At 64.2% G+C, this 25,789-nt stretch carries 23 protein-coding genes, 1 tRNA gene and 1 pseudogene; 15 read left to right on the forward strand and 10 right to left on the reverse strand.

The genetic code is table 11. From position 1 onward, the window contains the following. Window positions 1-39 precede the first annotated feature (39 nt). From LB553_RS10420 to LB553_RS10450, 7 genes are all read left to right on the forward strand, one after another. Window positions 40-849, forward strand: a complete 810-nt coding sequence (locus LB553_RS10420; protein ID WP_224512907.1) for a DeoR/GlpR family DNA-binding transcription regulator — start codon at window positions 40-42, stop codon at window positions 847-849. A gap of 54 nt (window positions 850-903) precedes the next feature. Then, window positions 904-1,899 carry a rhamnose ABC transporter substrate-binding protein gene (gene rhaS / locus LB553_RS10425; RefSeq protein WP_224512909.1) on the forward strand — a complete coding sequence of 332 codons (996 nt, stop codon included), beginning with the start codon at window positions 904-906 and terminating at the stop codon, window positions 1,897-1,899. A gap of 182 nt (window positions 1,900-2,081) precedes the next feature. Beyond that, complete coding sequence (locus tag LB553_RS10430; protein ID WP_224512911.1) at window positions 2,082-3,623, forward strand: sugar ABC transporter ATP-binding protein; 1,542 nt, start codon at window positions 2,082-2,084, stop codon at window positions 3,621-3,623. Then, the gene (locus LB553_RS10435) at window positions 3,620-4,597 is read left to right on the forward strand and encodes an ABC transporter permease (protein ID WP_224512913.1); all 978 of its coding nucleotides are present in this window, start codon (window positions 3,620-3,622) and stop codon (window positions 4,595-4,597) included. Before LB553_RS10430 ends, LB553_RS10435 begins: the two co-directional genes overlap by 4 nt. Then, on the forward strand, window positions 4,594-5,595 hold the full coding sequence (locus tag LB553_RS10440) for an ABC transporter permease (protein ID WP_224512915.1): 1,002 nt from the start codon (window positions 4,594-4,596) through the stop codon (window positions 5,593-5,595). The genes LB553_RS10435 and LB553_RS10440 overlap by 4 nt, the downstream gene beginning before the upstream one ends. Continuing rightward, window positions 5,595-5,909 (forward strand): L-rhamnose mutarotase, encoded by a 315-nt coding sequence (gene rhaM / locus LB553_RS10445; protein ID WP_224512917.1) that lies wholly within the window; start codon window positions 5,595-5,597, stop codon window positions 5,907-5,909. Before LB553_RS10440 ends, rhaM begins: the two co-directional genes overlap by 1 nt. Beyond that, window positions 5,906-7,264: an FGGY-family carbohydrate kinase gene (locus LB553_RS10450; protein ID WP_224512919.1), complete on the forward strand. Its 1,359-nt coding sequence runs from the start codon at window positions 5,906-5,908 to the stop codon at window positions 7,262-7,264. The genes rhaM and LB553_RS10450 overlap by 4 nt, the downstream gene beginning before the upstream one ends. Before the next feature lie 219 nt (window positions 7,265-7,483). Here the strand turns inward: LB553_RS10450 and LB553_RS10455 are convergent, their stop codons facing one another. Continuing rightward, a complete protein-coding gene (locus LB553_RS10455; protein WP_224512921.1) occupies window positions 7,484-8,740 on the reverse strand; it encodes a D-amino acid dehydrogenase in 1,257 nt (418 codons plus the stop codon). A gap of 97 nt (window positions 8,741-8,837) precedes the next feature. After that, on the reverse strand, window positions 8,838-9,833 hold the full coding sequence (gene galE / locus LB553_RS10460) for a UDP-glucose 4-epimerase GalE (protein ID WP_224513039.1): 996 nt from the start codon (window positions 9,831-9,833) through the stop codon (window positions 8,838-8,840). 276 nt (window positions 9,834-10,109) lie between these two features. On the opposite strand from galE, the gene hemA reads away from it, so the two are divergent. Then, complete coding sequence (hemA, locus tag LB553_RS10465; RefSeq protein ID WP_224512922.1) at window positions 10,110-11,387, forward strand: 5-aminolevulinate synthase; 1,278 nt, start codon at window positions 10,110-10,112, stop codon at window positions 11,385-11,387. A gap of 200 nt (window positions 11,388-11,587) precedes the next feature. On the opposite strand, the gene LB553_RS10470 is transcribed toward hemA, so the two are convergent. Both LB553_RS10470 and mscL read right to left on the reverse strand, forming a co-directional pair. Further along, on the reverse strand, window positions 11,588-12,754 hold the full coding sequence (locus LB553_RS10470) for a pyridoxal phosphate-dependent aminotransferase (RefSeq protein WP_224512923.1): 1,167 nt from the start codon (window positions 12,752-12,754) through the stop codon (window positions 11,588-11,590). Window positions 12,755-12,857: 103 nt separating this feature from the next. Beyond that, entirely contained in the window at window positions 12,858-13,280 is a 423-nt protein-coding gene (mscL, locus tag LB553_RS10475; RefSeq protein WP_224512924.1) for a large conductance mechanosensitive channel protein MscL, read from the reverse strand. Window positions 13,281-13,585: 305 nt separating this feature from the next. On the opposite strand from mscL, the gene LB553_RS10480 reads away from it, so the two are divergent. Further along, a complete protein-coding gene (locus tag LB553_RS10480; RefSeq protein ID WP_224512925.1) occupies window positions 13,586-17,071 on the forward strand; it encodes a PAS-domain containing protein in 3,486 nt (1,161 codons plus the stop codon). On the opposite strand, the gene LB553_RS10485 is transcribed toward LB553_RS10480, so the two are convergent. After that, window positions 17,072-17,731 carry a response regulator transcription factor gene (locus LB553_RS10485; RefSeq protein ID WP_224513040.1) on the reverse strand — a complete coding sequence of 220 codons (660 nt, stop codon included), beginning with the start codon at window positions 17,729-17,731 and terminating at the stop codon, window positions 17,072-17,074. Window positions 17,732-17,854: 123 nt separating this feature from the next. Further along, a complete protein-coding gene (locus LB553_RS10490; protein WP_140843995.1) occupies window positions 17,855-18,286 on the reverse strand; it encodes a hypothetical protein in 432 nt (143 codons plus the stop codon). 111 nt (window positions 18,287-18,397) lie between these two features. Here LB553_RS10490 and LB553_RS10495 point away from each other — a divergent pair, with 111 nt between their 5' ends. After that, a complete protein-coding gene (locus tag LB553_RS10495; protein WP_224512927.1) occupies window positions 18,398-18,745 on the forward strand; it encodes a DUF952 domain-containing protein in 348 nt (115 codons plus the stop codon). Further along, window positions 18,742-19,833, forward strand: a complete 1,092-nt coding sequence (locus tag LB553_RS10500; RefSeq protein ID WP_224512929.1) for a quinone-dependent dihydroorotate dehydrogenase — start codon at window positions 18,742-18,744, stop codon at window positions 19,831-19,833. The genes LB553_RS10495 and LB553_RS10500 overlap by 4 nt, the downstream gene beginning before the upstream one ends. On the opposite strand, the pseudogene LB553_RS10505 reads toward LB553_RS10500, so the two are convergent. Beyond that, window positions 19,826-21,089 (reverse strand): annotated as a pseudogene (locus LB553_RS10505) (MATE family efflux transporter). The gene LB553_RS10500 and the pseudogene LB553_RS10505 overlap by 8 nt on opposite strands. Before the next feature lie 195 nt (window positions 21,090-21,284). Here LB553_RS10505 and LB553_RS10510 point away from each other — a divergent pair. Next, on the forward strand, window positions 21,285-22,187 hold the full coding sequence (locus LB553_RS10510; RefSeq protein ID WP_224512931.1) for a histone deacetylase: 903 nt from the start codon (window positions 21,285-21,287) through the stop codon (window positions 22,185-22,187). Between the two features lie 12 nt (window positions 22,188-22,199). On the opposite strand, the gene LB553_RS10515 is transcribed toward LB553_RS10510, so the two are convergent. After that, window positions 22,200-22,469 (reverse strand): DUF6460 domain-containing protein, encoded by a 270-nt coding sequence (locus LB553_RS10515; RefSeq protein WP_181166832.1) that lies wholly within the window; start codon window positions 22,467-22,469, stop codon window positions 22,200-22,202. A gap of 138 nt (window positions 22,470-22,607) precedes the next feature. On the opposite strand from LB553_RS10515, the gene LB553_RS10520 reads away from it, so the two are divergent. Then, window positions 22,608-22,681: transfer RNA gene (locus tag LB553_RS10520), tRNA-Gly, on the forward strand. A 102-nt stretch (window positions 22,682-22,783) separates the two neighbouring features. Here the strand turns inward: LB553_RS10520 and LB553_RS10525 are convergent. After that, window positions 22,784-23,254 (reverse strand): HEPN domain-containing protein, encoded by a 471-nt coding sequence (locus LB553_RS10525; RefSeq protein WP_224512933.1) that lies wholly within the window; start codon window positions 23,252-23,254, stop codon window positions 22,784-22,786. 169 nt (window positions 23,255-23,423) lie between these two features. Then, the gene (locus LB553_RS10530; protein WP_140843987.1) at window positions 23,424-24,551 is read right to left on the reverse strand and encodes an acyltransferase family protein; all 1,128 of its coding nucleotides are present in this window, start codon (window positions 24,549-24,551) and stop codon (window positions 23,424-23,426) included. A gap of 80 nt (window positions 24,552-24,631) precedes the next feature. Between LB553_RS10530 and LB553_RS10535 the strand changes: the two genes are divergently transcribed. Together LB553_RS10535 and LB553_RS10540 are read left to right on the forward strand one after the other, a co-directional pair. Then, window positions 24,632-25,225, forward strand: coding sequence for a hypothetical protein (locus tag LB553_RS10535; protein ID WP_224512936.1), 594 nt, complete (start codon window positions 24,632-24,634; stop codon window positions 25,223-25,225). Then, on the forward strand, window positions 25,206-25,733 hold the full coding sequence (locus tag LB553_RS10540) for a peptidoglycan-binding domain-containing protein (protein ID WP_224512938.1): 528 nt from the start codon (window positions 25,206-25,208) through the stop codon (window positions 25,731-25,733). Before LB553_RS10535 ends, LB553_RS10540 begins: the two co-directional genes overlap by 20 nt. The last annotated feature ends 56 nt before the right edge of the window (window positions 25,734-25,789 follow it).

The following is a 25,789-nucleotide window of genomic DNA, read 5'->3' on the forward strand; positions in this document are numbered from 1 at the left end:
CGTGTTTTCTAAGGCCTGATGCTTGGGCAGGGAGGAAGCATGCACGAGAAAGAGCGCCACAGGATCATTCTGTCCGCCGTCCAGGAAAAGCCTGTGGTGACGGTGCAGGAGATGGTCGAGCTGACGGACTCCTCCGAGGCGACGATCCGGCGCGACATCGCGGCGCTGCATGTGCAGAAGCGCCTGCGCCGGGTGCGCGGCGGCGCCGAGGCGATCTCGCCGCCGCAATTCATCGGCCTCGCCGGCCGGCCCTTCTCCGTCAACGAGACGCTGAACGCCGCGCAGAAGCGGGCGATCGCGCGGGAAGCCGTGAGCCTTTGCGCGGACGGCGAGCCGATCATCATCAATGGCGGCACCACCACCTTCCAGATGGTGCATTTCCTGACCGGACGCCGCATGCCGATCTTCACCAACTCCTTCCCGATCGCCGAGCACCTGCTCAAGCACTCGAAGAATACGGTGATGCTGTCGGGCGGCACGATCTACCGCGAGCAGAACATCGTCCTATCGCCCTTCGACAATGACGTGACGCGCAACTTCTATGCGCGGCGCATGTTCATGGGCGCGCAGGGGCTGGGGCCGCTCGGGCTGATGGAGGGCGATCCGCTGCTGATCCAGGCCGAGCAGAAATTGATCGACCAGGCCGACGAGTTGGTGGTGCTGGTCGATTCCTCGAAATTCCGCATGCGCTCCAGCCTGATCCTGTGCGGGCTGTCGCGCATCGCGACCGTGATCACCGACGACGGCATCGAGGACCGCGAGGCCAAGATGCTGGAAACGGCGGGCGTAGCGCTGATCGTCGCCCGCAGACAGTCAAGCGAGAAGGAAGAATCTTCACTGCAGGCCTGAGGAAACTCGCGCCCGCAGCGGCGATGGAATGCAACGCTCAAGGGAGGATATTCGATGAGCTTTTTGAAGAAACTGCTGGTTACGGCGGCCTTTTCCGCCGCCATGTTCGTGAATGCTGCCTATGCCGAGAACGTCAAGATCGCGCTGGTGGTGAAGTCGCTCGGCAACGGCTTCTTCGACGCCGCCAACAAGGGCGCCGAGGAAGCGGCCAAGGAACTGGGCGATGTCGACGTCATCTATACCGGCCCGACCAAGGCTACCGCCGAAGCGCAGATCGAGGTCATCAATTCGCTGATCGCGCAGAAGGTCAACGCGATCGCGGTTTCGGCCAATGACGCCGACGCGCTGGTGCCGGTGCTGAAGAAGGCGATGGAGCGCGGCATCACGGTTATCTCGTGGGATTCCGGCGTTGCCAAGGAAGGCCGCCAGCTCCACCTCAATCCGTCCGACACTAATTTGATCGGCGAGACCATCATCAAGCTCGCCGCCGATTATCTGCCGGAAGGCGGCGACGTCGCCATCCTGTCGGCGTCCTCGACCGCGACCAACCAGAACGCCTGGATCGAAGCGGCCAAGAAGGTGCTGCCGGAGAAATTTCCGAAGATCAAGCTGGTCGCCACCGTCTATGGCGATGACGACTCGGCAAAGAGCACCGACGAGGCCAAAGGCCTGTTGAAGTCCTATCCGAACCTCAAGGCTATCATCGCGCCGACGACCGTCGGCGTTGTCGCCGCCGCACAGGTGGTGACCGACGAAGGCTTGATCGGCAAGGTCAATGTCACCGGCCTCGCGCTGCCGTCCGAGTTCAAGAAGTTCATCGACAATGGCGCCAGCCAGGCGGTTGCGCTCTGGAACCCGATCGACCTCGGCTACTCGGCGATCTATCTCGCCCATGACCTGGCGGTGAAGAAGGAAGAGGCGAAGCCCGGCGCCACGCTGTCGATCGGCCGCGTCGGCAAGGTGACGCTCGACGACACCAACTCGGCCGCCATGGCTCCGCCCTTCCAGTTCGACAAGACCAACATCGAGAAGTTCTCCAAGATCTATTGATCCTGGAACCAACGGCGCTACCCCCTCATCCGGCCGCTTCGCGGCCACCTTCTCCCCGGTGGGGAGAAGAGCCTGGAGCCAGGCTCGCAAACCTCCTCTCCCCTCGGGGAGAGGTCGACCGAGCGAAGCGGAGGTCGGGTGAGGGGGAGTCAACACGGAATATAGACGGGCTTGATACGACTATGGATACGACGGCCCATCACGGCAAAGTAGACGAACGGCCCCCAACCTCGGCTCCTCGCCTGACGCTCTCCGGCATCTCGAAAAGTTTTCCGGGCGTGCGCGCGCTGCACAATGTCAGCCTGTCGCTCTATCCGGGACAGGTGACGGCGCTGATCGGCGAGAACGGCGCCGGCAAGTCGACGCTGGTCAAGATCATGACCGGCATCTACCAGCCCGATTCAGGCGAGATCGGCATCGACGGCCTGACCACGACGCTACCTAGCGCGCATGCCGCCTTCGGCCACGGCATCACCGCCATCCACCAGGAGACAGTGCTGTTCGACGATCTTTCGGTCGCCGAAAACATTTTTCTCGGCCATGCGCCGCGCACCCGCTTCGGCACCATCGATTGGCGCACTATGCGCAAGAACGCCCGCGAGGTGCTGGAGACGATGCGCGCCGGCCATATCGACGCTGACGCGCGGCTGAAGGACCTCGGCATCGCCAATAAGCATCTGGTGGCGGTGGCCCGCGCGATGTCGATCGACGCGCGCATCGTCATCATGGATGAGCCGACCGCGGCACTTTCGATGAAGGAGATCGAGGAGCTTTTCCTGCTGATCGAATTCCTGAAGAGCGAAGGCAAGGCGGTGCTCTTCATCAGCCACAAGTTCGACGAGATCTACCGCATCGCCGACCGCTACACCGTCTTCCGCGACGGCGAGATGGTGGGCGAAGGCCTGCTGAAAGATACCGGCCAGAACGAGATCGTGCGCATGATGGTCGGCCGCAACGTCGACCACATCTTCCCGCGGCGCGAGCCGAAGATCGGCGCGCCGGTGCTTTCCATCTCCGGCCTGTCGCACCCGACAGAGTTCGACGACATCGGCTTCGAATTGCGCAAGGGCGAGATCCTCGGCTTCTATGGACTGGTCGGCGCCGGGCGCAGCGAGGTGATGCAGGCGATCGCCGGCATCACCCGCACCAGCCGGGGCGCGATTTCGCTCGACGGCAAGACGATCGCACCGAAATCGGCGGCGGATTCGATCGAGGCCGGCATCGTCTATGTGCCGGAAGAGCGCGGCAAACAGGGCGTGGTGATCGGCCTGCCCATCTTCCAGAACGTATCGCTGCCTTCGCTGAAGCGCACCTCGAAATCCGGCGTGCTGAGGCTGGCGGAAGAGTTTTCGCTCGCCCGCTCCTACACCGAGCGGCTTGATCTGCGCGCCTCATCGCTCAGCCAGGATGTCGGCACGCTTTCCGGCGGCAACCAGCAGAAAGTCGTTATCGCCAAATGGCTGGCCACCACGCCCAAGGTGATCATCCTCGACGAGCCGACCAAGGGCATCGACATCGGCTCCAAGGCCGCCGTGCACGGCTTCATGGCCGAGCTGGTCGCGCAAGGCCTTTCGGTGATCATGGTGTCGTCGGAACTGCCCGAAATCCTCGGCATGTCGGACCGCGTCGTGGTCATGCGCGAGGGCCGCATCGCGGCCACCTATGACAATGAAGGGCTCGACGCCGAGACGCTGGTTCGGACGGCAGCGGGGATCGTGGCATGAAAAGGTTCCTCAAATATCGCGAGATGTGGCTGCTGGCCGGCATCGTCGTGCTGGTTGGCCTGATCTCAACGCGCTTCCCAGGCTTCGCCGACCCGACCAATCTGCGCCAGGTGTTCAATGACACCTCGATCCTGATGATCCTGGCGCTGGGCCAGATGGTGGTCATCCTGACGCGCTCGATCGACCTGTCGATGGCGTCCAACCTCTGCTTCACCGGCATGGTGGTGGCTATGCTCAACGCCGCGCATCCCGCGATCCCGATCCCGGTGCTGATCGTCATCGCTCTTGCCGTCGGCCTGGTGCTTGGCGCCATCAACGGCTTCCTGGTCTGGCGGCTGAACATCCCGTCGATCGTGGTGACGCTGGGCACGCTCACCATCTATCGGGGAGCGACCTTCGTCGTCTCCGGCGGCGCCTGGGTCAATGCCGACCAGATGAGCCCCGACTTCATCAATTTCCAGCGCACCGCCTTCCTCGGCCTGCCAATGCTGTCCTGGATCGCGATCATCGTGATCGCGCTGTTCTTCCTGGTGATGACGCGCACGCAGATCGGCCGCTCGATCTACGCCATCGGCGTCAATCCGACCGCCTCGGTCTATGCCGGCATCGATGTCGGCCGCACAAAATTCATCGTCTTTTGCATTTCCGGCATGATCGGCGGGCTCGCCGGATATCTGTGGATCTCGCGTTACGTGATCGCCTCGGTCGAAGTCGCCAACGGCTATGAGCTCAACATCATCGCCGCCTGCGTGATCGGCGGCATCTCGATGGCCGGCGGCATCGGCTCGGTCGGCGGCGCGGTGCTGGGCGCGCTGTTCCTTGGCATCATCTCCAACGCGCTGCCGGTCATCAACATCTCGCCCTTCTGGCAGATGGCGATTTCGGGCAGCGCCATCATCCTGGCCGTCGTGCTCAACGCACGCGGCGAGCGCCGGCAGGGCCGCATCATCCTGAGAAAGGCGGAAGCGGCATGACCGACACCCCTGCCCCGCGCCACATCCCAGACCGGCTCGACAAGCCGCTCTCCTCGGCGATCTTCTCCTGGGAGGCGCTGCTCGTCGTCATCGCGGTCCTCATCTTCGCGGTGAACAGTTTTGCTTCGCCCTATTTCCTCGATCCGTGGTCGCTGTCGGATCTGACCTTCAACTTCACCGAAAAGGGCCTGATCGCTTTAGCCATGGCGCTGCTGATCATTTCGGGCGAGGTCGATCTGTCGGTCGCGGCGATCGTTGCTTTAGCCTCGACGATGATGGGCATGGCCGTGCAGGCCGGCGCCGGAACGCCGGTGCTGATGGCGATCGGCATTGCCGTCGGGCTCGGCTGCGGCGCCTTCAACGGGCTGCTCGTCACCCGGCTCGGCCTGCCTTCCATAGTCGTCACCATCGGCACGATGAGCCTGTTCCGCGGCATCGCCTTCATCATCCTCGGCGATCAGGCCTACAAGGGCTATCCGGAAAGCTTCGCCTTCTTCGGCCAGGGCTATGTCTGGTGGGTCTTCTCGTTCGAGCTGGCGCTGTTCCTCGTCGCGGCGCTGATCTACTGGTTCGTGCTGCACCGCACGAGCTTCGGCCGCCGCGTCTTCGCCATCGGCAACAACCCCGTCGCCTGCCAGTTCTCCGGCGTGCGCGTCGACCGCATCAAGTTCATCCTGTTCTGCCTGACCGGGCTGATGTCGGGCATCGCCTCGGTGCTGATCACCTCGCGGCTCGGCTCGACGCGACCGTCGATCGCGCAGGGCTACGAGCTCGAGGCGATCACCATGGTGGTGCTAGGGGGCGTGTCGATCCTCGGCGGCGCCGGCAGCATCCTTGGCGTCGTGCTAGCCGCCTTCATCATGGGGCTGGTGACGTTCGGCCTCGGACTGCTCAATGTACCCGGCATCGTCATGTCGATCTTCATCGGCCTGCTGCTGATCATCGTCATTGCGCTGCCGATCGTCTGGCGGCGGCTGCGCGAGGGGCGCTTCGCCTGATGGATAAGTACGCCTTCAAGATGAAGCTCAATCCCGGCATGAAGGCCGAATACAAGCGCCGCCATGACGAGATCTGGCCCGAGCTGGTCGCGCTGCTGAGAGAGGCCGGCATCTCCGACTATTCGATCCATCTCGACGAGGAGACCAATATCCTGTTCGGGGTGCTGTGGCGCCGCGATGACCACGGCATGGCCGATCTTCCGAAGCACCCGGTGATGCAGCGCTGGTGGGCGCATATGGCCGACCTCATGGAGACCAAACCCGACAACGAGCCGGTGGCGGTACCGCTGGAAACCGTGTTCCATATGGCATGATCGTCGCCGTCATCGATATTGGCAAGACCAACGCCAAGGTGGCGCTTGTCGATCTCGCGACCCTGAGCGAGATCGCGCTGCGCCGTATCGCCAACGCGCCAGTGCGGCAAGCGCCCTATCCGCATCACGATGTCGAGGCGCTGTGGACGTTCATCCTGAACAGCCTTGCCGATCTCAACCGCGAAGGGCGGATCGATGCGATATCGATCACCACGCATGGCGCGACCGGCGCGCTGGTCGACGGCTCAGGCGAACTGGTGCTGCCTGTGCTCGATTACGAATTCGACGGCCCCGACCAGCTTGCGGCCGATTATAACGCCGTGCGTCCGCCCTTCGGCGAAACAGGCACGCCGCGGCTGCCGATCGGCCTCAATCTCGGCGCGCAATTCTTCTGGCAGCAGAAGCGTTTCCCGGCGGAATTCACCAGGGCCGCCGCGATGCTGATGTATCCGCAATATTGGGCGCTGCGGCTGACCGGCGTCGCCGCCAATGAGCTGACCTCGCTCGGCTGCCACACCGATCTCTGGAATCCCTGGACATCCGATTACTCGTCGCTGGTAGACCAGATGGGCTGGCGCCGGCTGATGGCGCCGGTACGGCCGGCAAAGGACCGGCTTGGTCCAATCCTGCCGGAGCTGGCTCGGCGGACGGGGCTCGATCCCCAGACGCCGGTGTTCTGCGGGCTGCACGATTCCAACGCCTCGCTGCTGCCGCACTTGCTGTCCGACCGACCGCCCTTCTCGGTTGTTTCGACCGGCACATGGGTGGTGTCGATGGCGGTCGGCGGCAGGAGGGTGGAGCTCGATGCGGCGCGCGACACGCTGGTCAATGTCAATGCACTCGGCGATCCGGTGCCGTCGGCGCGTTTCATGGGCGGACGCGAGTTTTCGCTGCTGACCGAGGGCCAGCCACAGGAATGGAGCGAAGCCGATGCCACCGCCGTTCTGGCGCGGCAGGTGTTGCTGCTGCCTTCCACTCAACAGGGCTCCGGGCCATTTCCGCATCGCGACGCACAGTGGCTCAATGCCGACGACTTGAGCACGGGCCAGCGCTTCGCCGCCATCTCGTTCTATCTGGCGCTGATGACCGCGACCTGTCTCGAACTGATCGGCGGCGAAGGACCGACGATTGTCGAAGGGCCCTTCGCGCAGAACCGGCTCTTCATCCGAATGCTGGCGACGGCGGCGGAGCGGCCGGTCATCGCATCGGAGACCTCGACGGGGACCAGCATCGGCGCCGCGCTGCTGGCGTCAGATGGCGCTACCGTTTTGAGCAAAGGCGAACGCACCGGGCCTCCGGCCGAGCACGCCTGGCGCGATTATGTAAGGGCGTGGCAGTTGGCCGTTCAGACGTAACCGACCATTGACTGGTTAGCGCCGCGCCTCATTGCCCTGCCGGGTATTTCTCCCCGGATAGTGACGGAGAGAAAGACGCTCTCCTTGCACTTTTCGCCGATCGCCAGCGTTGCAGAATGGGTGCTGGCATTGCGGCCAGCTCCCGTCTCCCCGTTCAACGGGGAGAAGGTGCCGGCAGGCGGATGAGGGGCAGCGCCAAGCTCGGCAATTAAAGACCTCTCAGCGCGCCGTCCCGTAAAGCAGTCCCCGCGGGTCGATCTGCGGCTTGCGGCCGGCGACGACGTCGGCCAGGAACTGTCCCGAGCCGCAGGCCATGGTCCAACCGACATGGCCGTGGCCGGTGTCGAGATAGAGGTTGCGGTATTTCGCCTGGCCGATGACCGGCACCGAATTCGGCATCATCGGCCGCAGGCCGGCCCAGAGCACGGCCTTCTTCTCGTCGAAGGCGCCGGGGAAAAGATCCTTGCCGGTTTCCAGGATGGTCCTGAAATCACCCGGCTTGAAGCTGCGGTCGAAGCCGGTGAATTCGGCCGTCGAGGACATACGCAGACGATTGCCGAGCCTCGAATAGCCGATCAGCCGGTCCTCGTCGGCGCCGCCCATGGTCGGCCCCTTGCTCTCGTCCTCGAGCGGGATGGTGGCGGTGTAACCTTTCACCGGGTAGACCGGCAGGTCGATGCCGTAGCGGCGGCCGAGCAGGCCGCTTTCCGGCCCCATGGAGATGACGATGGCGTCGCCGGTGACCGGCCCGGCCGAGGTCATGACGGCGCGCACCTGGTCGCCCTCGATGTCGAGGCCCTGGATCGTCGTGCCGAACAGGAATTTGACGCCGAGCTTCTCGGCTGCATGCGCGGCGAGCTTGTCGGTGAACTGCTTGGAATCGCCGGTCTGATCGATCGGCGAATAGATGCCGCCGGCGATCTTTTCCTTAACGCCGGCGAGGCCCGGTTCCAGCTCGACCAGACGCTCGCGGCCGACGATCTCGATCGGCAGGCCGCGCTCGCCGAGGTAGCGGTAATTGTCGGTGCCGGTGTCGAGGCTCTTTTGCGAGCGGAAGAAGTAGAGAATGCCCTTCTTGCACTCGTCGTAATGGATGCCGGTCTCCTCCGACAGTTGATTGATGCAGTCGCGAGAATGGAGCGCGAGCCTGAGCTTGACGTCGGTGTTGGCGCGTAGCCGCGTCACGGTGCATTCGCGCAGGAAGCGCAGGCTCCAGGCATAGAAATAGGGATCGAGGCGCAGCCTGACCTTGATGCCGAGATCATGGTTCCAGAGCGCGCGCAGGAAGGTCTTCAGCGCGGCGGGCGAAGCCCAGGCGGTGGCATCGCCGGGCGACACCAGGCCGGCATTTGACTGGCTGGTGCCGCGCGCCGCCGTTTCGTGGCGCTCGATCACCGTCACCTCGTGACCGTCCCTTGCCAGATAATAGGCGGCCGCCGTGCCAACCACGCCGGCGCCGAGAACCAAGACCTTCATGCCGTTCCCTCATTGCGGCGGCGCACGCCTTTGGGCGCCGCTGAATGGGTTCTCAATACCGTGTACGGACGCGCCGGACGAGCCCTTGGCCCAACAGTCAGCTTCTGATGGAGTTCTTGGTCGTCAGAATCCGTTCCCAGGCCAGCGCGTCGTTGACGATCAGGTCGAGATCGTCACGCTTCGGCGTCCAGCCGAGTTCCTTGCGGGCAAGCTCGGAATTGGCGACCACGGCGGCGGCGTCGCCCGGCCGGCGGTCCCCCATGCGCACATGGAAGTCATGGCCGAAGGCGCGGCGCACGCTGTCGATCACCTCGAGCACCGAATAGCCGTGGCTATAGCCGCAATTGGCGACGAGACTCCCGCCGCCATCGCGCAGCCGCTGCAGCGCCAGCCGGTGCGCGGCGGCGAGATCGCTGACATGGATGTAGTCGCGCATGCAGGTGCCGTCCGGCGTCGAATAATCGGTGCCGAAGACCTGCATGAAGGGGCGCTTGCCGAGCGCGGTCTCGCAGGCGACCTTGATCAGATGCGTGGCGCCGGGGGTCGACTGTCCCGTGCGGCCCTTCGGATCGGCGCCGGCGACGTTGAAATAACGCAGCGCCGTGTAGCGGATGTCGTGCGCCAGCGCCGCGTCGCGCAGCATCCATTCGCTCATCAGCTTGGAGAGGCCGTAAGGCGATTCCGGCGCAAGGCGGGCATCCTCGCGCACCGGTTCCAGTCCGGCGCCGCCATAGACGGCAGCGGTGGAGGAGAAGATGAAGTGCGGCACGCCTTCACGCACCGCGGTTTCGATCAGCGTGCGGGTCTTGCAGGTGTTGTTTTCGTAATAGCCGAGCGGGTCGGCGACCGATTCCGGGACGACGATCGAGCCGGCGAAGTGGATGATGGCGTCGACCTTGTTGTCGCGGATGATCCGGCCGACCAGGTCGCGGTCGGCGACGTCGCCGACGGTGAGCCTTGCTTCCGGGGCGACCGCCCATTCAAAGCCGGTGGAGAGCCGGTCGAGCACCACGACGCTCTCGCCGGCGTCCAGCAGCTCCCAAACCATGTGGCTGCCGATATAACCGGCACCGCCTGTCACCAAAACCGTCATCATCTACCTCGCTGGTCAAGATTTATCGGAAACTGTCTCAACAGCCACCATGCTGGAAAACCCGCCGCAAGCCCACTAGCCTCCCTATGTTAAGTCCGTAACAGTTCGTCGCGCCCGAGGCATCGTACTGAAACCAAACTGCTTCAAACAGCCGGGAATAGGCCACGATCCGGCATCGTTAGGAACAGGGCACGGGCGTGGCATTTTGACCGGTTGGGCGCGGTGGACGCGGCATGGGGCAGTGATTATGATCCGGCCCAAAATTGGGAAGTCGACATGGACTATCAGCGGTTCTTCGAGGATGCGATCGACCAGCTCCACGCCGAGCGTCGCTACCGCGTTTTCGCCGACCTGGAACGCATCGTGGGCAAGTTCCCGCGCGCCATCTGGCGTTCCAACGGCCGCGCCCAGGAAATCACCGTGTGGTGCTCCAATGACTATCTCGGCATGGGCCAGAACGCCGATGTGATTGCCGCCTTCCAGACCGCGGCCAGCAAGATGGGCTCGGGCGCCGGCGGCACCCGCAACATCTCCGGTACCTCGAACCCTTTGGTCGAGCTCGAGCAGGAGCTCGCCGATCTGCATGACAAGGAAGCGGCGCTCGTCTTCACCTCGGGCTTCGTCTCCAACGAGGCCTCGATCTCGACCATCGCGCGGCTCCTGCCCAACTGCCTGATCATTTCGGACGAGCTCAACCATGCCTCGATGATCGAAGGCGTGCGCCGCTCGGGCGCGGAAAAGAAGATTTTCCGCCACAACGATGTCGCGCATCTGGAAAGCTTGCTACAGGCAGCCGGGCGCGAACGCGCCAAGCTGATCGTCTTCGAAAGCGTCTATTCGATGGACGGCGATATCGCGCCGATCAAGCAGATCGTCGAGCTCGCCGAACGCTACAACGCCATGACCTATATCGACGAGGTCCATGCGGTGGGCATGTACGGACCGCGCGGCGGCGGCATCACCGAGCGCGAAGGCCTGGCCGACCGCATCGACATCATCGAGGGCACATTGGCCAAGGCCTTCGGCACGCTGGGCGGTTACATCGCCGGCACCAACGCCGTCATCGACGCGGTGCGCTCATATGCGCCGGGCTTCATCTTCACCACCGCGCTGCCGCCGGCGATCGCGGCGGCCGCAACGACCTCGATCCGTCACCTCAAGCGCTCGCAGGCCGAGCGCGACGCCCAGCAGCGCCAGGCGGCGCGCACCAAACAGGTGCTTGCCGCGGCCGGGCTGCCGGTGATGGACTCGGCCACGCATATCGTGCCGGTGCTGGTCGGCGATCCCGAGCTTTGCAAGATGGCCAGCGACCGTCTGCTCGGCGTACACGGCATCTATATCCAGCCGATCAACTATCCGACGGTGCCGCGCGGCACCGAGCGGCTGCGCATCACGCCGACGCCGTTCCATTCGGACGCGCTGATCGCCGAGCTGCAGGACGCGCTGGTCGAGACCTGGGATGCGCTGGGCATTCCCTATGCCAGCTCCGGCCGTCCCGCCGTCGCCAAGAGCGACCGGATCATTCCGCTGCTGGTGCCGAAGTCAGGCGGCTGAAGCCGTTTGAAACTCTACTCCGGTGGCCACCTGCTCAGCTTTCTGCGCTTCCGGTGCTCACGGACCTGAATGTCCGCTGCGCTCCGGCCTTCGCCGGCCGAAGCACCCATAAGCACCTCCGCCTTTGAAGGCTACGGCCGGCGTAGGCCGGTGCACCAGCCGACTCGCCAGAGCGAGTTTCAATCCGGCTTCAGGGCGATTCACACCGTCTTCGTCCATTTCGCCAGGCGATGCGCCGCTTCCTCGAGTTGATCGAGGCGGCGGTGGAAGCATAGCCTGAGGAAGGCTTCGCCGCCGGGGCCGAAGGCGGTGCCGGGCGCCAGGCCGACATTGGCGTTGTCGACGATGTCGAAGGCGGCTTTTCGAGCATCGGTAAGGCCGTCAATCCTGAAGAACAGGTAGAAGGCGCCCTGCGGCACGGCGAACCGCGCCTTGCCGGTTTCGCCAATGATGCCGCAGACGAGGTCGCGTGCCGCCCGCGCGCGCTCCACCTGTTCGGCGATGAAGCCGTCACCCTCATCGAGGGCGGCGACCGCGCCGCGCTGCATGAACTGCGCGACGCCCGAGGTCGAGTACTGGATCAGGTTCTCGAACACCTGCTGCAAGGCGGGATGGGTCTTGATCCAGCCGACACGCCAGCCGGTCATGGCCCAGTTCTTGGAGAAGCTGTTGACGAACAGGATACGGTCCTCGGGCGTGGCGATGTCGAGGAAGGACGGCGCGCGGCCATGGCCGTAGTGGAACAGCGAATAGATCTCGTCGGCAATGATCCACAGGCCCTTCTGGCGGGCGAGATCGAGGATCGCCTGGAGCGTCTCCTTGTCGGCGGTCCAGCCGGTCGGGTTGGACGGCGTGTTGATGAACAGAAGCTTCGTGCGCGGCGTGATCGCCGCTGCGATCTTGTCGACGTCGCAGGACCAGCCATTGCTGGACTGGTCGAGAGTAACCGGCACCGGCACGGCGCCCGCCACGCCGGCGGCCGCAGCGAAATTCGGCCAGGCGGGCGAGAGATAGATCACCTCGTCGCCGCTGCCGGCGATCGCGTCGATGGCCAACTGGATGGCATGCATGCCGGATCCGGTGACGATGAACTCTTCCTCGGCGAAGGTCTTGCCAAAATGCCTGGCGTAGTAACGGGCGAGCGCCTGCCTGAGCGCGGGAATGCCCTTCTGCCAGGTGTAGAACGTCTCGCCGTCGGCCAGTCCCTTGGCGGCGGCATCGCTGATGAAGGAAGGCGTCGGCAGGTCCCCCTCGCCGGCCCAGAGCGGGATCAGGCCTTCGCGCAGGCGGCCATGATTGATGACGGCGACGATGCCGCTTTCGGGCGCAGCGCGGGCTTCCGCGCGCAAGGTCTCGATAAGGGTCATGGGCAAAATCCGTATTCGTCTCGTGAGCGCTCTTACCAGATCCCCAAACGGAAAACCCCGGCCGCAGGGGGCCGGGGCTTTGGTCCAGAGCACCCGCTCCGCGTTATCTCTTGGCGAGCAGGTCGCGGATTTCGGTCAGCAACTGCACGTCGGCGGGCGGCGGGGCAGCGGCAGCAGCGGGCTTCTCGCGTTCCAGTCGCCTGCGCAGATTGTTCACCGCCTTGACCATCAGGAAGATGATGAAGGCCAGGATCAGGAAATTCAGCACGACCGTGAGGAAGCTGCCATAGGCGAAGACGGCGCCTTCTTTCTTGGCATCGGCCAGCGTGGCCGAATGGACGTTCGAAGACAGGCCGAAGAAGTAATTGTTGAAGTCCAGCCCGCCGAAGATCGCGCCGATGATCGGCATGATGATGTCGTTGACGAGCGAATCGACGATCTTGCCGAAGGCGGCGCCGATGATGACGCCGACGGCCAAGTCCATCACATTGCCCTTGGAGATGAATTCCTGGAATTCTTTCAGCATTCGACCCTCCTTGCCGTGACGGGCCGCGCTGCCGCCTCACCAGTGTCCTTCGGTGCCGGCCCTGGACCCACCATAACAAAAACCCCCGGTTGCAAAACCGGAAAAAGGGCCAAAGCACCGGTTTCTGTTTCCGCACCATCATCCAGCACATATGCGCCGAAAGCCGCGGTGGACTCGCGGTTGGAGCTGTGATTGCGTTGTAGGAACCGGATGAGGTACCGGTTTTAGTCAAGAAATAGAGCATGATGTTGCCCGAAAACCGCCTCTCACTTTTCGGCATCATGCTCTAGGAGGAAGTGCGGACCGTGCAAGGCTGGTTCGTCGTCATCATCGCGATCGCCTATGTGACGCTGCTTTTCGCCATCGCCAGCGTCGGCGACCGGCGCTCGGTGGCAGCCGGGCTCGGACGGGCACGGCCCTTCATCTATGCGCTCAGCCTCGCCATCTACTGCACCTCCTGGACCTTCTTCGGTTCGGTCGGGCTGTCCTCCGAGCGCGGCCTCGAATTCCTCGGCATCTATACCGGCCCGGTGCTGGTCTTCGTGTTCGGCTTCCCGCTGCTCAACCGCATGATCCGGCTGGCAAAAAGCGAGAAGATCACCTCGATCGCCGACTTCCTCGGCGCCCGCTACGGCAAGAGCTTCACCGTCGCGGCGATCGCGACGCTGATCGCCACCATTGGCGCGGTGCCCTACATCGCGCTGCAGCTCAAGGCGATCTCCGGCTCCGTCAGCCTGATGGTCGAGCACTATACCGGCTCGCCGCCTTCTTTCGATCCGTTCGTCAGCGATATCTCACTTGTGGTCGCGATGTTGCTGGCGCTGTTCGCGGTGCTGTTCGGCACACGCCATGCCGACGCCACTGAACACCAGGACGGGCTGGTTCTGGCAGTGGCGGTCGAAACCGTGGTCAAGCTCGCCGCCTTCCTCGCCATCGGCCTGATGGTGACGTTCCTGATCTTCGGCGGGCCCGGCGACATGTTCGCCAGGCTTGCCGGAAACAGCCAGGTGCGCCAGGCGATGAGCTACAGCACCTCGCTCGCCACCTGGCTGGTGCTGACCGGCCTGAGCGGCTTTGCCGTGCTGATGCTGCCGCGGCAGTTCTACGTCACCATCGTCGAGAACCGCAGCGAGGCGGAGCTGCGCACCGCGACCTGGGTGTTCCCGCTCTATCTCGTGGCCATCAATGTCTTCGTGCTGCCGATCGCCTTTGCCGGCCTGTCGCTGGTCGGCGGCAAGACCAGCAGCGACCTCTATGTCTTGTCGCTGCCGCTGTTCAGCGGCCATGACGTGCTGGCCATGGCCGCCTTCGTCGGCGGACTGTCGGCGGCGACCGCCATGGTGATCGTCGAGAGCGTCGCGCTGTCGATCATGATCTCCAACGATCTCGTCATCCCGCTGTTCGTGCGCCGCGTGCTCAAGACGAGTTCTTCGGAGAACGAGGACTGGTCGACGCTGATCCTCAATGTGCGCCGCGCCTCGATCTTCATCATGCTGTTCATCGCCTTCCTCTATTATCGCGAGAGCACCAATAGCGCGCGGCTATCCTCGATCGGCCTGATGTCGTTTGCCGCGATTGCCCAATTCGCGCCGGCGTTGATCGGCGGGCTGATCTGGCGCCGCGCCAACGGCCGGGGCGCAGCCCTCGGCATGGTCGCCGGCATAGCCGTCTGGGGTTATACGCTGCTCCTTCCTTCACTTGTCGGCACAGAATCCGACGTCGTCGTCCATGGCCTGTTCGGCTTCGAGGCGCTGAGGCCGCAGGCGCTGTTCGGCACCGTCGGCGAGCCGCTGAATCACGGCGTGCTGTGGAGCCTCTCGGTCAATGCGCTGTTTTTCGTCCTGGGCTCCCTCTCGCGCGCATCCGTGCCGCTGGAGCGCATCCAGGCGGCGCTCTTCGTGCCGCGCGAGGCCGGCCCGATGCCCAGCCTCAGACGCTTCCGCACCGCCGTCACCGTCAACGACCTGAAGGACACGATCTCGCGCTATCTCGGCGTCGAGCGCACGGAGCGCTCGTTCCAATCCTTCGAGAGGGACGCGAAGGTCTCCCTGCACGGCACCGAGCAGGCCAGCATGGATGTCATCCGCTTTTCGGAGCAACTGCTGGCGAGCGCCGTCGGCTCCTCCTCGGCGCGGCTGATCTTGTCGCTGCTCTTTCGCCGCAACGATCGCGACTCCAAGGATGCCTTCAAGCTGCTCGACGACGCCACCGAGGCGCTGCAGCACAATCGCGACCTGCTACAGATCGCGCTCGACCAGATGGAGCAAGGCATCACCGTCTTCGATCGCGATTTCCGACTGATCTGCTGGAACCGGCAATACCGGCTGCTGTTCGACCTGCCAGACGAGATGGGCCAGGTCGGGGTCTCGCTCGACCGGATCCTTCATCATCTCGCCGAGCGCGGCGACATTCCCGCCGACCAGCGGGTGACGATGCTCAACCGGCTGACCAGCTTCGCCGGCCCGTGGCAGATGGAGCTGAAGACCAGCGGCCGCATCCTGGAGCTGCGCTCCAACCCGATGCCCGACGGCGGCATCGTCGCCACCTATGCCGACATTTCAGGCCGCGTCGAACAGGACCTGGCGCTGAAGCGGGCCAATGAATCGTTGGAGCAGCGGGTCAAGACCCGCACCGTCGAGCTCACCCGCGTCAACGAGGAACTGGCGCAGGCGCAGATGTTGGCCGAGGAGGCAAACCTCGGCAAGACGCGCTTCCTCGCCGCCGCCGGCCATGACATCCTGCAGCCGCTGAACGCCGCCCGGCTCTATTGCTCGTCGCTGATCGAGAAGGCAGGCAAGGGACCTGCCGGCAAGGCCGCGATGAACATCGAGTCCTCGCTGGAATCGGTCGAGACCATCCTCGGCGCGGTGCTCGACATCTCGCGGCTCGACGCCGGCGCCATGAAGCCCGACAATACCGCTTTTACCCTGGGCGGACTGCTTGGCCAGATCGGCACCGATTTTCGCCCGCTCGCCGCCGAAAAGAAGCTTCATCTGAAGATTGTGCCGTCGTCCCTCGGCGTCATGACCGACCGGAACCTTTTGCGCAGGCTGATCCAGAACCTCGTTTCCAACGCCATCAAATACACGCGCCAGGGCCGCATCCTGGTCGGCGTGCGGCGGCGCGGCGAACTGGCGGAGATCCAGGTGATCGACACCGGCATCGGCATTGCCGGCGACAAGCTCAACACCGTCTTCCATGAGTTCACGCGCCTCGACGAGGGCGTGCGCGAGGCCGAAGGTCTTGGCTTGGGGTTATCCATCGTCGACCGCATCGCCAGGGTGCTGCGGCTCGAGATCCGCATCTACTCCACCCCCGCCAAGGGCACGCGCTTTTCCGTCATCCTGCCGGTCGCGGCGGTCGCGGCGCCGCCGCGCGAGGCCGGCAAGGCGCCGTCCCGCTCCGCCTCGACGCTTGCCGGGCTCAACGTGCTGTGCATCGACAATGACGCGCGGATCCTCGACGGCATGCGGCTGCTGCTGGAAGGCTGGGGATGCCGCGTCGAGACGGCTTCGGGATCAGGCGATCTCCTGAAGCCCGGCGCGCCAAAGCCGGACCTCGTGCTGGCCGACTATCACCTCGACGGCGGCACCGGGCTCGATGCGATCGCCGCGCTGCGCGCCGCCTATGGGCAGGACCTTACCTGCGTGCTGGTCACTGCCGACCGCTCCAGCGAGGTGCGCGCGGCTGCCGGCCGGCTCGACATTCCGGTGATCAACAAGCCGCTGAAGCCGGCCGTGTTGCGCTCGATGATGGGGCGCGTCAGGCCGCTGGCGCCGGCGGCGGAGTGATCAGCCGACCGGCTGCAGCGGGTCGCCGCCGATCTTCGACAGCTGGATGACCACTTGGGTGCGGCTGTCGACGCCCAGCTTCTGCAGGATGGCCGAGACATGCGCCTTGATGGTGGCCTCGGAGACGCCGAGCTCATAGGCGATCTGCTTGTTGAGGAGGCCCTCCGCCAACATGCCGAGCACGCGCGTCTGCTGCGGCGTCAGCGCCTGCAGGCGCTTGATCAGATCGGAGATTTCCGGGTCACGCTCGACGCCGAGCTCTATGCCGGCGGGTGCCGCGATATCGCCGGCAAGCACCGCCTGCACGGCGGCGCGGATCTCTTCCATGCTGGCCGATTTGGAGATGAAGCCGGAAGCGCCGAGATCGAGCGCGCGGCGGATGGTGACGGGATCGTCATGCGCCGAGACCACCACCAGCGGCACCGCCGGATGGATGCCTCGCAGCGAGATCAGGCCGGAGAGGCCGCTGGCGCCCGGCATCGACAGGTCGAGCAGCACCATGTCGACATCCTCGTTGGCCAGTACCAGCGCCTTGGCGCTTTCGAAATCGCCGGCTTCATGGATGGCGGCAACGTCGCCGATGCCGGCAAGCGCCTCCTTCAGCGCGCCGCGAAAAAGCGGATGGTCGTCGGCAATGACGAAAGTGTGGCCCGACGGCAAATATTCCTCCCCCGATCCCATCATCATTGTGTTCTTGCGGGGACCGGAATGATTATGCGGCGGCGCGGCGCGTTTTCAAGCGGCAAAGGCCGCGTGCGGGGTTTTCCCCAAGGCGGCTTGCAATCAGGTCTTCTGCTGGTTCAGCTTGCCGTCGCCATCTTCCTTGTCCAGGTCCTTGACGATGTCCTTGAAGGTCCGGAAGAAGCGCTCCATGTAGCCCATCGTCTTGTTGAAATCCTCTTCGCTGGGCAGTTGCGATTCCAGCCGGGCAGACAGCGAATTCTCGAGCTTGGCGACGCGCGCGTCGAGCGCCTTGAGCGAATTGTCCAGCCGGTCGATCTCGTCCTGGTAGGCGGCCCGCTCGTCGGCGGCCATCTTGCAGACGAGCTGGCCGGCGCGCTCTTCGCAGATCGACATGGCGCCGGTCCTTGTGTCCATGCGGACATAGCCGTTGGCCGACTTCTCCAGACGGTAATGGTCGGTCTCCTCGGAATAGGCGGAAGCGGCAACCAGCGAGCAAAGCGCCGCGGGGATCACGATGTGCTGCAGACGCATGTTGTTCCTCCATGAGCCAGTGAAGGCGGGCTATCACAGGTTTGCGCCGGAAATGGGGAGAGTCGAGCTTCGAGCCTTCCCCGCACCTTCGGTTCGGACTATAGCGCGACAATGTCTCAGATTATCTACAAGATCGCGCCCGAGGCGCTTTGGCGCGAAGCCGAGAGGAACGGGCGCTTCGCCGGCGCGCCGATCGACATCGCCGACGGCTTCATCCATTTCTCCACCGCCGGCCAGGTTCGCGAGACGGCGGCCAAGCATTTCGCGGGGCAGACGGACCTGCTGCTGATCGCGATCGACGCGGCAAGGCTGGGTGATGCGCTGAAATACGAGGTCTCGCGCGGCGGCGCCCTGTTCCCGCATCTCTACGCCGAGCTCGACCTTGATGCGGTTCTCTGGGTGAAACCGCTGCCGCTCGGCGCCGGCGGCCACGAATTCCCGACGCTGGAGGGCGAATGAGCGTGCTCGACCGGATCGGCCAAAAGCTGCTTTTCTCCTTCGATCCGGAAACCGCGCATGGCCTGTCGATCGCGGCGCTGCGCTGCGGGCTGCCAGTCGGCGCGACGGCGCCGCGGCGCCCGACGCATGACGCGCGGCTCAAGATCAGCCTTTGCGGCCTCGACTTTCCAAACCCGCTCGGCATGGCCGCCGGCTACGACAAGAACGCCGAAGTGCCGGACGCGCTGCTTGGGCTTGGCTTCGGCTTCGCCGAGGTCGGCACCATCACGCCGCTGCCGCAAGCCGGCAATACGAAGCCGCGCATCTTCCGGCTGACGGCGGACGAGGCGGTGATCAACCGGCTGGGCTTCAACAATGAAGGCCACGCGGCCGCCGAAAAGCGCCTTGCCGCGCGCAAGGGGCGGCCAGGCATCGTCGGCGTCAACATCGGCGCCAACAAGGACAACGCCGACCGCATCGCCGATTATGAGCGCGGCGTCGCCCGCTTCGCGCCCTATGCGAGCTATCTGACGGTCAACATCTCCTCGCCCAACACGCCGGGCCTGCGCAATATGCAGGCGCGCGAGCAGCTCGGCGAGCTGTTGTCACGTGTGATGAAAGCACGTGCCGCGGCCCCCGCGCAGCCGCCGGTCTTCCTCAAGATCGCGCCGGATCTCGTCGAGGCGGAGCTGGAAGACATCGCCGCCGAGATCGCCGAGAAGAAGATCGACGGCGTCATCGTCTCCAACACGACGCTTGCAAGGACAGGATTGCGGAGCACGACCGTGGCAGGCGAAGCCGGCGGCCTTTCGGGCAAGCCGCTGTTCGAGCGTTCCACCGCCGTGCTCGCCCGCATGCGCAAGCTGCTCGGCCCAAGCATTGCCATCATCGGCGTGGGCGGCGTGGATTCCACCGAAACGGCGCTGGAGAAAATCCGCGCCGGCGCGGATCTCGTCCAGCTTTACACCGGCATGATCTATGCCGGGCCGGCGCTGCCCGGGCGCATCGTCGCCGGCATGGCGCGGTTCATGGAACGCGAGCGGCTTGGGTCGATCAGGGACCTGCGCGACTCGGCTTGCGAGCGCTGGGCTTCAAAACCGATCAGCTGAAAGCTGTCTTCACCCTGAGCCTGAGCACCGTCAGCAGGCTCAAGCCGCGCACCAGCAGGAAAACATGCAGCGATGCCCACAGGCCGCTGTTGCCGAGTGCCGGCGCTAGGGTGATGAGCGCAGCGCTGAAGATGAGGAACGACAACAACATCATGTTACGCATGTCGCGTGACCAGGTGGCGCCGATGAAGACACCGTCCATCTGGAAGGCCAGCACGCCGCTCAGCGCCGTGAAGGCGGCCCAGGGAAGATAGGTGTCGGCGACCGCGCGAACATCCATCGAGGTCGTCACGAGCGCCACCAGACTGGCGCCGGCGGTCAGCAGGATGAGCGTGGCGATACCGGCGAGGCCAAAGCCCCAGATCAGCGTCAGCCGGACTGCCTGCCGGAACGGGGCGGGCGCATGCGCGCCGATGGCTCGGCCGGCAAGCTGCTCGGCGGCGGTGGCGAAGCCGTCGAGGAAATAGCCGGCGATGAGGAAGAAATTCATCAGCACGGCGTTGGCGGCGAGCGTCACCGTGCCGAACTGCGCGCCCTGCCTGGTGAACAGCGCGAAGGCGGCAAGCAGCGAGAAGGAGCGGATCATGATGTCGCGGTTGAGCGACAGCATGCGCCGGTAGGGCTGGCAAATCGAGGATGCGGCGGCGCGACGGCCGCTCCAGCCTGCGGAAGCGACTGAGCACGATGGCAAGGCCAAGCAGCAGGGCCAGGAATTCGCCGGTGACGGTCGCCCAGGCGACGCCGGCAACGCCCCAGCCGAGCTCGAGACCGAGCAGGAAGCAGAGCAAGATGTTGATGCCGTTGAGCACCGCCTGCAGCATCAGCCCGAGCCCGCCCTCGCCTCGCCCCAGCACGTAGCCCAGTATGGCGTAGTTGATCAGCGAGAAGGGCGCGGCGAGCAGCCTGATGCGGATATAGACCGACATCGCTTCGCTGACACGCGGTTCGGCGCCCATGAACCATTGGCCGGCGACGGCAAAGAGCGGCGCAAGGGCGGCAAGCACGACGCCCGCGACGACCGCGATCAGCACGGCGCGCCACAGCACCGCCTGCTCCTCCAGCGCATCGCCGCGCCCGAAGGCCTGGGCGACGAGGCCGGTGGTGCCCGAACGCAGGAAGTTGAAGGTGGTGAAGACGACGTCGAACACCAGCGACCCCGCCGCCAGGCCGCCGAGCAGGGCCGCATCGCCGAACTGGCCGACCACCGCGGTGTCGACGATGCCAAGCAGCGGCGTCGTCAGATAGGCAAGCGTCATCGGCACGGCGATCGCCAGCACCGAGCGGTTGGTGACGGCGAAAGACCTGGCGTTGGCTTGAGTCGCGTCCAAGGGATTGCTGCCTGTCCGATTGCGGCTTGATCGAGGACCCGATGTGCCCCAGTTTGCCGGCATCACGCAACCATATCCGCCGGACTGCCAACCGAATTGCAAACCTGGCGCAGCCCCCAATTCATGCCGCTGCAGATCGTCCATCACCCCGACTATGACGCCGGCTTCGCCGTCAATCACCGCTTTCCGATGAGCAAGTATCCTCTGCTGATGGAGACTTTGCGCTTACGCGGTCTAGCCGTGCACGGCGCGCTTTCGATGCCGGAACCGGCGCCGGCCGCACGCCTGAAGCTGGCGCACGCGTCCGACTATGTCGATCAGGTGATCGCCTGCCAGGTACCGGCGAAAATAGAGCGCGAGATCGGCTTTCCGATCGGCCCGCGCGTGTCGCTGAGAGCGCAGCTCGCCACCGCGGGTACGGTGTTGGCTGCCAGGCTGGCGCTTAAACATGGCATTGCCTGCAACGCCGCCGGCGGCAGCCATCATGCCAGGCGCGCGCAAGGCGCTGGCTTCTGCACCTTCAACGATGTCGCCGTCGCCGCGCTGGCGCTGCTGGCCGAAGGCGCCGTCGAAAACGTGCTGGTCGTCGATCTCGACGTGCATCAGGGCGACGGCACGGCCGACATTCTCAAGGACGAGCCTCGCGCCTTCACCTTTTCCATGCATGGCGAGCGCAACTACCCGGTGCGAAAGATCGCCTCCGACGTCGACGTCGCCTTGCCGGACGGGACAGGCGACGACGCCTATCTCGAACGGCTCGCCGCCATCCTGCCGGAACTCTCCGGGCAAAGGCGCTGGGACATCGTCTTCTACAATGCCGGCGTGGATGTCCATGCCGAGGACAGGCTCGGCCGGCTGGCGCTCACCGACGACGGTCTCAGCGCCCGCGAGGACATGGTCATCGGCCATTTTCGCAAGCAGGGCGTGCCGCTGTGCGGCGTCATCGGCGGCGGTTACTCGACCGACGTGCCGGCGCTGGCCGCGCGCCACGCTATCCTGTTCGAGGTGGCGTCGCGATATGCGTGAGGCCGCGCCGAGCTATTTCCTGTAGCTGGCGATCCTGAGCAGGATGAACACCGGCACAACGATCGCGGCGCCGAGCAGGATATAGCCCAGGAAGCGGTCGATGGCGTGGAAGCCGAGATTCCACAAATCGACGAAGAACTGGCGGATGCCGTAAAAGACGTCCATCGGCGACCAGCCGAAAGCATGCATGACGAGGCCGACGAGGAAGGAGACCACGAGCAGCTTCAGGAATACCCTGAGCGGCGTGTCGCCGAGAAAGCGCGTCAGTGCGGACAAGGCCATTCTCCGGTTCGAGCTGCCCGATTCGGGCGGGACGACATCAGAGATACGCATTCCGCGGAAAGGCATCAAGCAATGGAGCCGCGGTTCCGCTTTGCCGATTGCTTGCAGCCCGGGCCTCATGTTAACGAGGTGGCCGAAGCGGGTATGATGTAATGGTAGCTTGTCAGCTTCCCAAGCTGAACGCGCGGGTTCGATTCCCGCTACCCGCTCCAGCCTGCAACGAAAGGGTTTGAGGGCAATCTTCTCTTTCTCGTCCTCGACCGGTTTTACAGCCAGTTTTACAGCCTTTGTTCCTGATCTGAACTGATCGGTGATCAGCCTCGGACGAAAGTACCGCTCTTCCGGATCGCATCACCCACCGATTCACGCAGGCTTTGACAGGTCCGATCCATCGCCTTGAGGGTCGGCATCGTGAAATATCCGGTGATGATGTATCGCGATCGAATCACGATATCGGTCTCCGCCATGAACCTTAGGACCTCGACATCTTCGCCGTTTAGAAGCAGACCGAGGGTGGATGCCCGGCCGCTCAGCCGATCAGTTCTGTGGCCGAACTTCTTGCCTGCAAGTTCGGCGACAGACACTCCATGCAAGCGAAGGAAAGCCTTCAGATAGAGCTCGACCGCGTGGTAGTGGAGGAAGTAGACAGGCGAATCCCGGTGGGTCGCCCCGGTGTCTATATCTGCCAGAGCGCGCGCGGCTTTATGGTAGGATACGGCGTAATGGTAAAGGCCCGCCGAGGTGGTCCTCTGATCTTCATCGCCCTCTCTGCGGCACCCTGACATGGCATTCTTCCATTGAGGGGGCGCTGAGATGGGCTTCCCCAATGTTCCCCAAAGGGCTTCAGCCTTGATACAGAGCCTGGCTGAGGTGCAGCGGGCCGATCCGGATGTCAGGGCACGGCAAGCGCAGATCGAAGCGGACCGACTTGCCCATGGGGAACAGCCACAGGCGTCAGGCTGATCGACCTTCAACTGCTTCAAATCGGCGCTTGTATTGCGCGATCCACTTTTCGAACCCGTAGTAGCTGATCGTTGCCAAGGCGATGGTCATTAGAAGCGCGGTCGCCCACATCGCCCAATAGTCGGTTGCATTCTCTTCAGGCTTTATCGTGGTCCAGCCCATCTGGTGTATCATTCTGCCTGGCGCCGAGACGATGCAAAGATAGTGGTAGACGTAGAGGCCGTAGGAGATGCGTCCGAGGAAGCGCATCGGCGCCGACGACAGGAGTGCCGCAAGGACCGGCGCCCGCAACCCGGCATCGACCAGTCCGCCGAACATGATCGCCGCCAGCGGGTAGCTGAAAGCCGAAGCAGTGGCCGACATCCATGGCGGCTGCAGGGACAGGAAGCCGTAGCCGGCAACGGCAGCGCCCGCAAACGAGTAGCCCCAATGCCAACGCGGCCCGACGATGTAGAGTGCCATTCCCATCAGGATACTCTCAGGTCGCAGGAACGGCGTTTCCCAGACCACGAACTGTGGGGGGTTTAGGGCCTGAAAAACTGCACGGGCAGCGAAGCTGTAGATCAGGACTGCCGCCATAGCGCCGAGAAAGACCTTCTTGCCGAACTTTCGATAGGCAAGAAAGACGAACGGGATGAACAGATAGACCTGAAACTCGAATGACAGCGTCCACAGATGCGCGATGTTAGGGATCGACTTGTTGTAGCTCCCGAACCAAGAGATGGCGTTGTCCAGAAACAGCGCCAGCCCGGCAAGCCGATAGTAGCCTAGACCGTCGGCGCTCCCGTAATAGGCCAGCATCGCGATTGGGAACAAGATCATCAGCGGATAGATGCGCAGCAAGCGGCGAACGAAAAAGCGCCTGATGCTGATGGTTCCGGTTTTCAGATATTCAGCGTCGAGCAGGTGGAAGAACAAGAACGACGAGATCAGGAAGAAGAGCTCGACGCCGACCCAGCCGTAGTTGTGCAGCGTATCCAGCACAGCCACGGCCTTAAACTGGGACATGTGGTGAAAAAACACAGCCAGGAAGGCCACGAAACGAAGGCCATCTAAAGGCGCGATATAAAGGCGCCGCGACGCTGTAGCAGCATCTATTAGCTTGTGCTGAATATTCACTTAATGGTTCCACCCCGGGACGAAGCGATCTTCTTACCCGAACTAACCCAGCCGAAACAACCACCAAAGAGGTTCTATTCATGGACAAAACCGTTCCCTCGGGCGCGGCGATGCTGCTTGCCTTCATCGGTAGCATCGAGGCGCCGCACGGCTTCGACGCCGTGTATGGCAACAACCAGGCCAAGCTGCCGAAGCCGCTGACGTCGATGACGATCGACGAGGTGATCGCGGCCGGGCCCCGCTGGACCAGGGCGTTCGGCAGCTCGGCAGCCGGCTTTCTGCAGTTCATGCGCGCCACCTTGCTGCGCCTGAAGAAGAAGCTCGGCCTCACCGGCAAGGAACTGCTCGACGGGCCGATGCAGATGGCGCTCGGCTACGAGCTGTTGAAGGAGCGCGGCTTCGCCGAGTTCATGGCCGGCACGAAGTCGCGCACGGCCTTCGGTCTCGGACTGGCACAGGAATGGGCGTCGTTCCCGGTGCTGACGTCGACCGTGAACGGAACCGGCAAAGCCAAGCGCACGCTGAAGCGCGGCCAGAGCTACTATGCCGGAGACGGCTTGAACAAGGCCCTGGTGGCGCCGGAGAAGGTCGAGGCGATGCTCGACAAGTTGAAGGCGTCGTCAGCCCGCGCCGGCCGCGCCTGCCCCGGAGCACGTGGGCGCCGCAATCCCTAACAAGGCCACCGTCGCGCGCGTGCAGCTGCAGCTGAAGGATCTCGGCTATACCGAAGTCGGCGCCGTCGACGGCAAGATCGGCACGATGACGGCGACGGCCATCCGCGCCTTCCGCGCCGACAATGCCCTGCCGGCCGGCGACGGCATCGACGACGACATGCTGCTTGCCCTGCAGAAGGCCAAGCCGCGCGCGATCGCGCCGGAGCGGGCCAATGCGGCGCCGGAGGTCGTGCGCGACAAGGTGCCGGAGGTCAAGGCGAACTGGCTGACCAAGATGGGCGGCTACATCGTCGGCATTCCCGCCGCCGTCGGGGCCGGCGTCAAGGGCATCCTCGGCAATCTCGACGCGGCCAAGGGTTATGTCGAGCCGCTGACGTCGATGGCCAGCGACGTTCCCGGCTGGGTGTGGCTCGCCGGCGTTGCCGGCATCGCCGGCGCCCTGGTGCTCATCTCGCGTCACGGCGAGGCCAAGGGCGTCGAGGCGTTCCAGACCGGGGCGCGGCGCTGATGCAGCCGATCCTTGAGGCGCTGATCGAACAGGTGCTGCCCATCGTCGCCGGCTTC

This window comes from Mesorhizobium sp. CA8 (assembly GCF_020164955.1).
GTDB lineage: Bacteria > Pseudomonadota > Alphaproteobacteria > Rhizobiales > Rhizobiaceae > Mesorhizobium.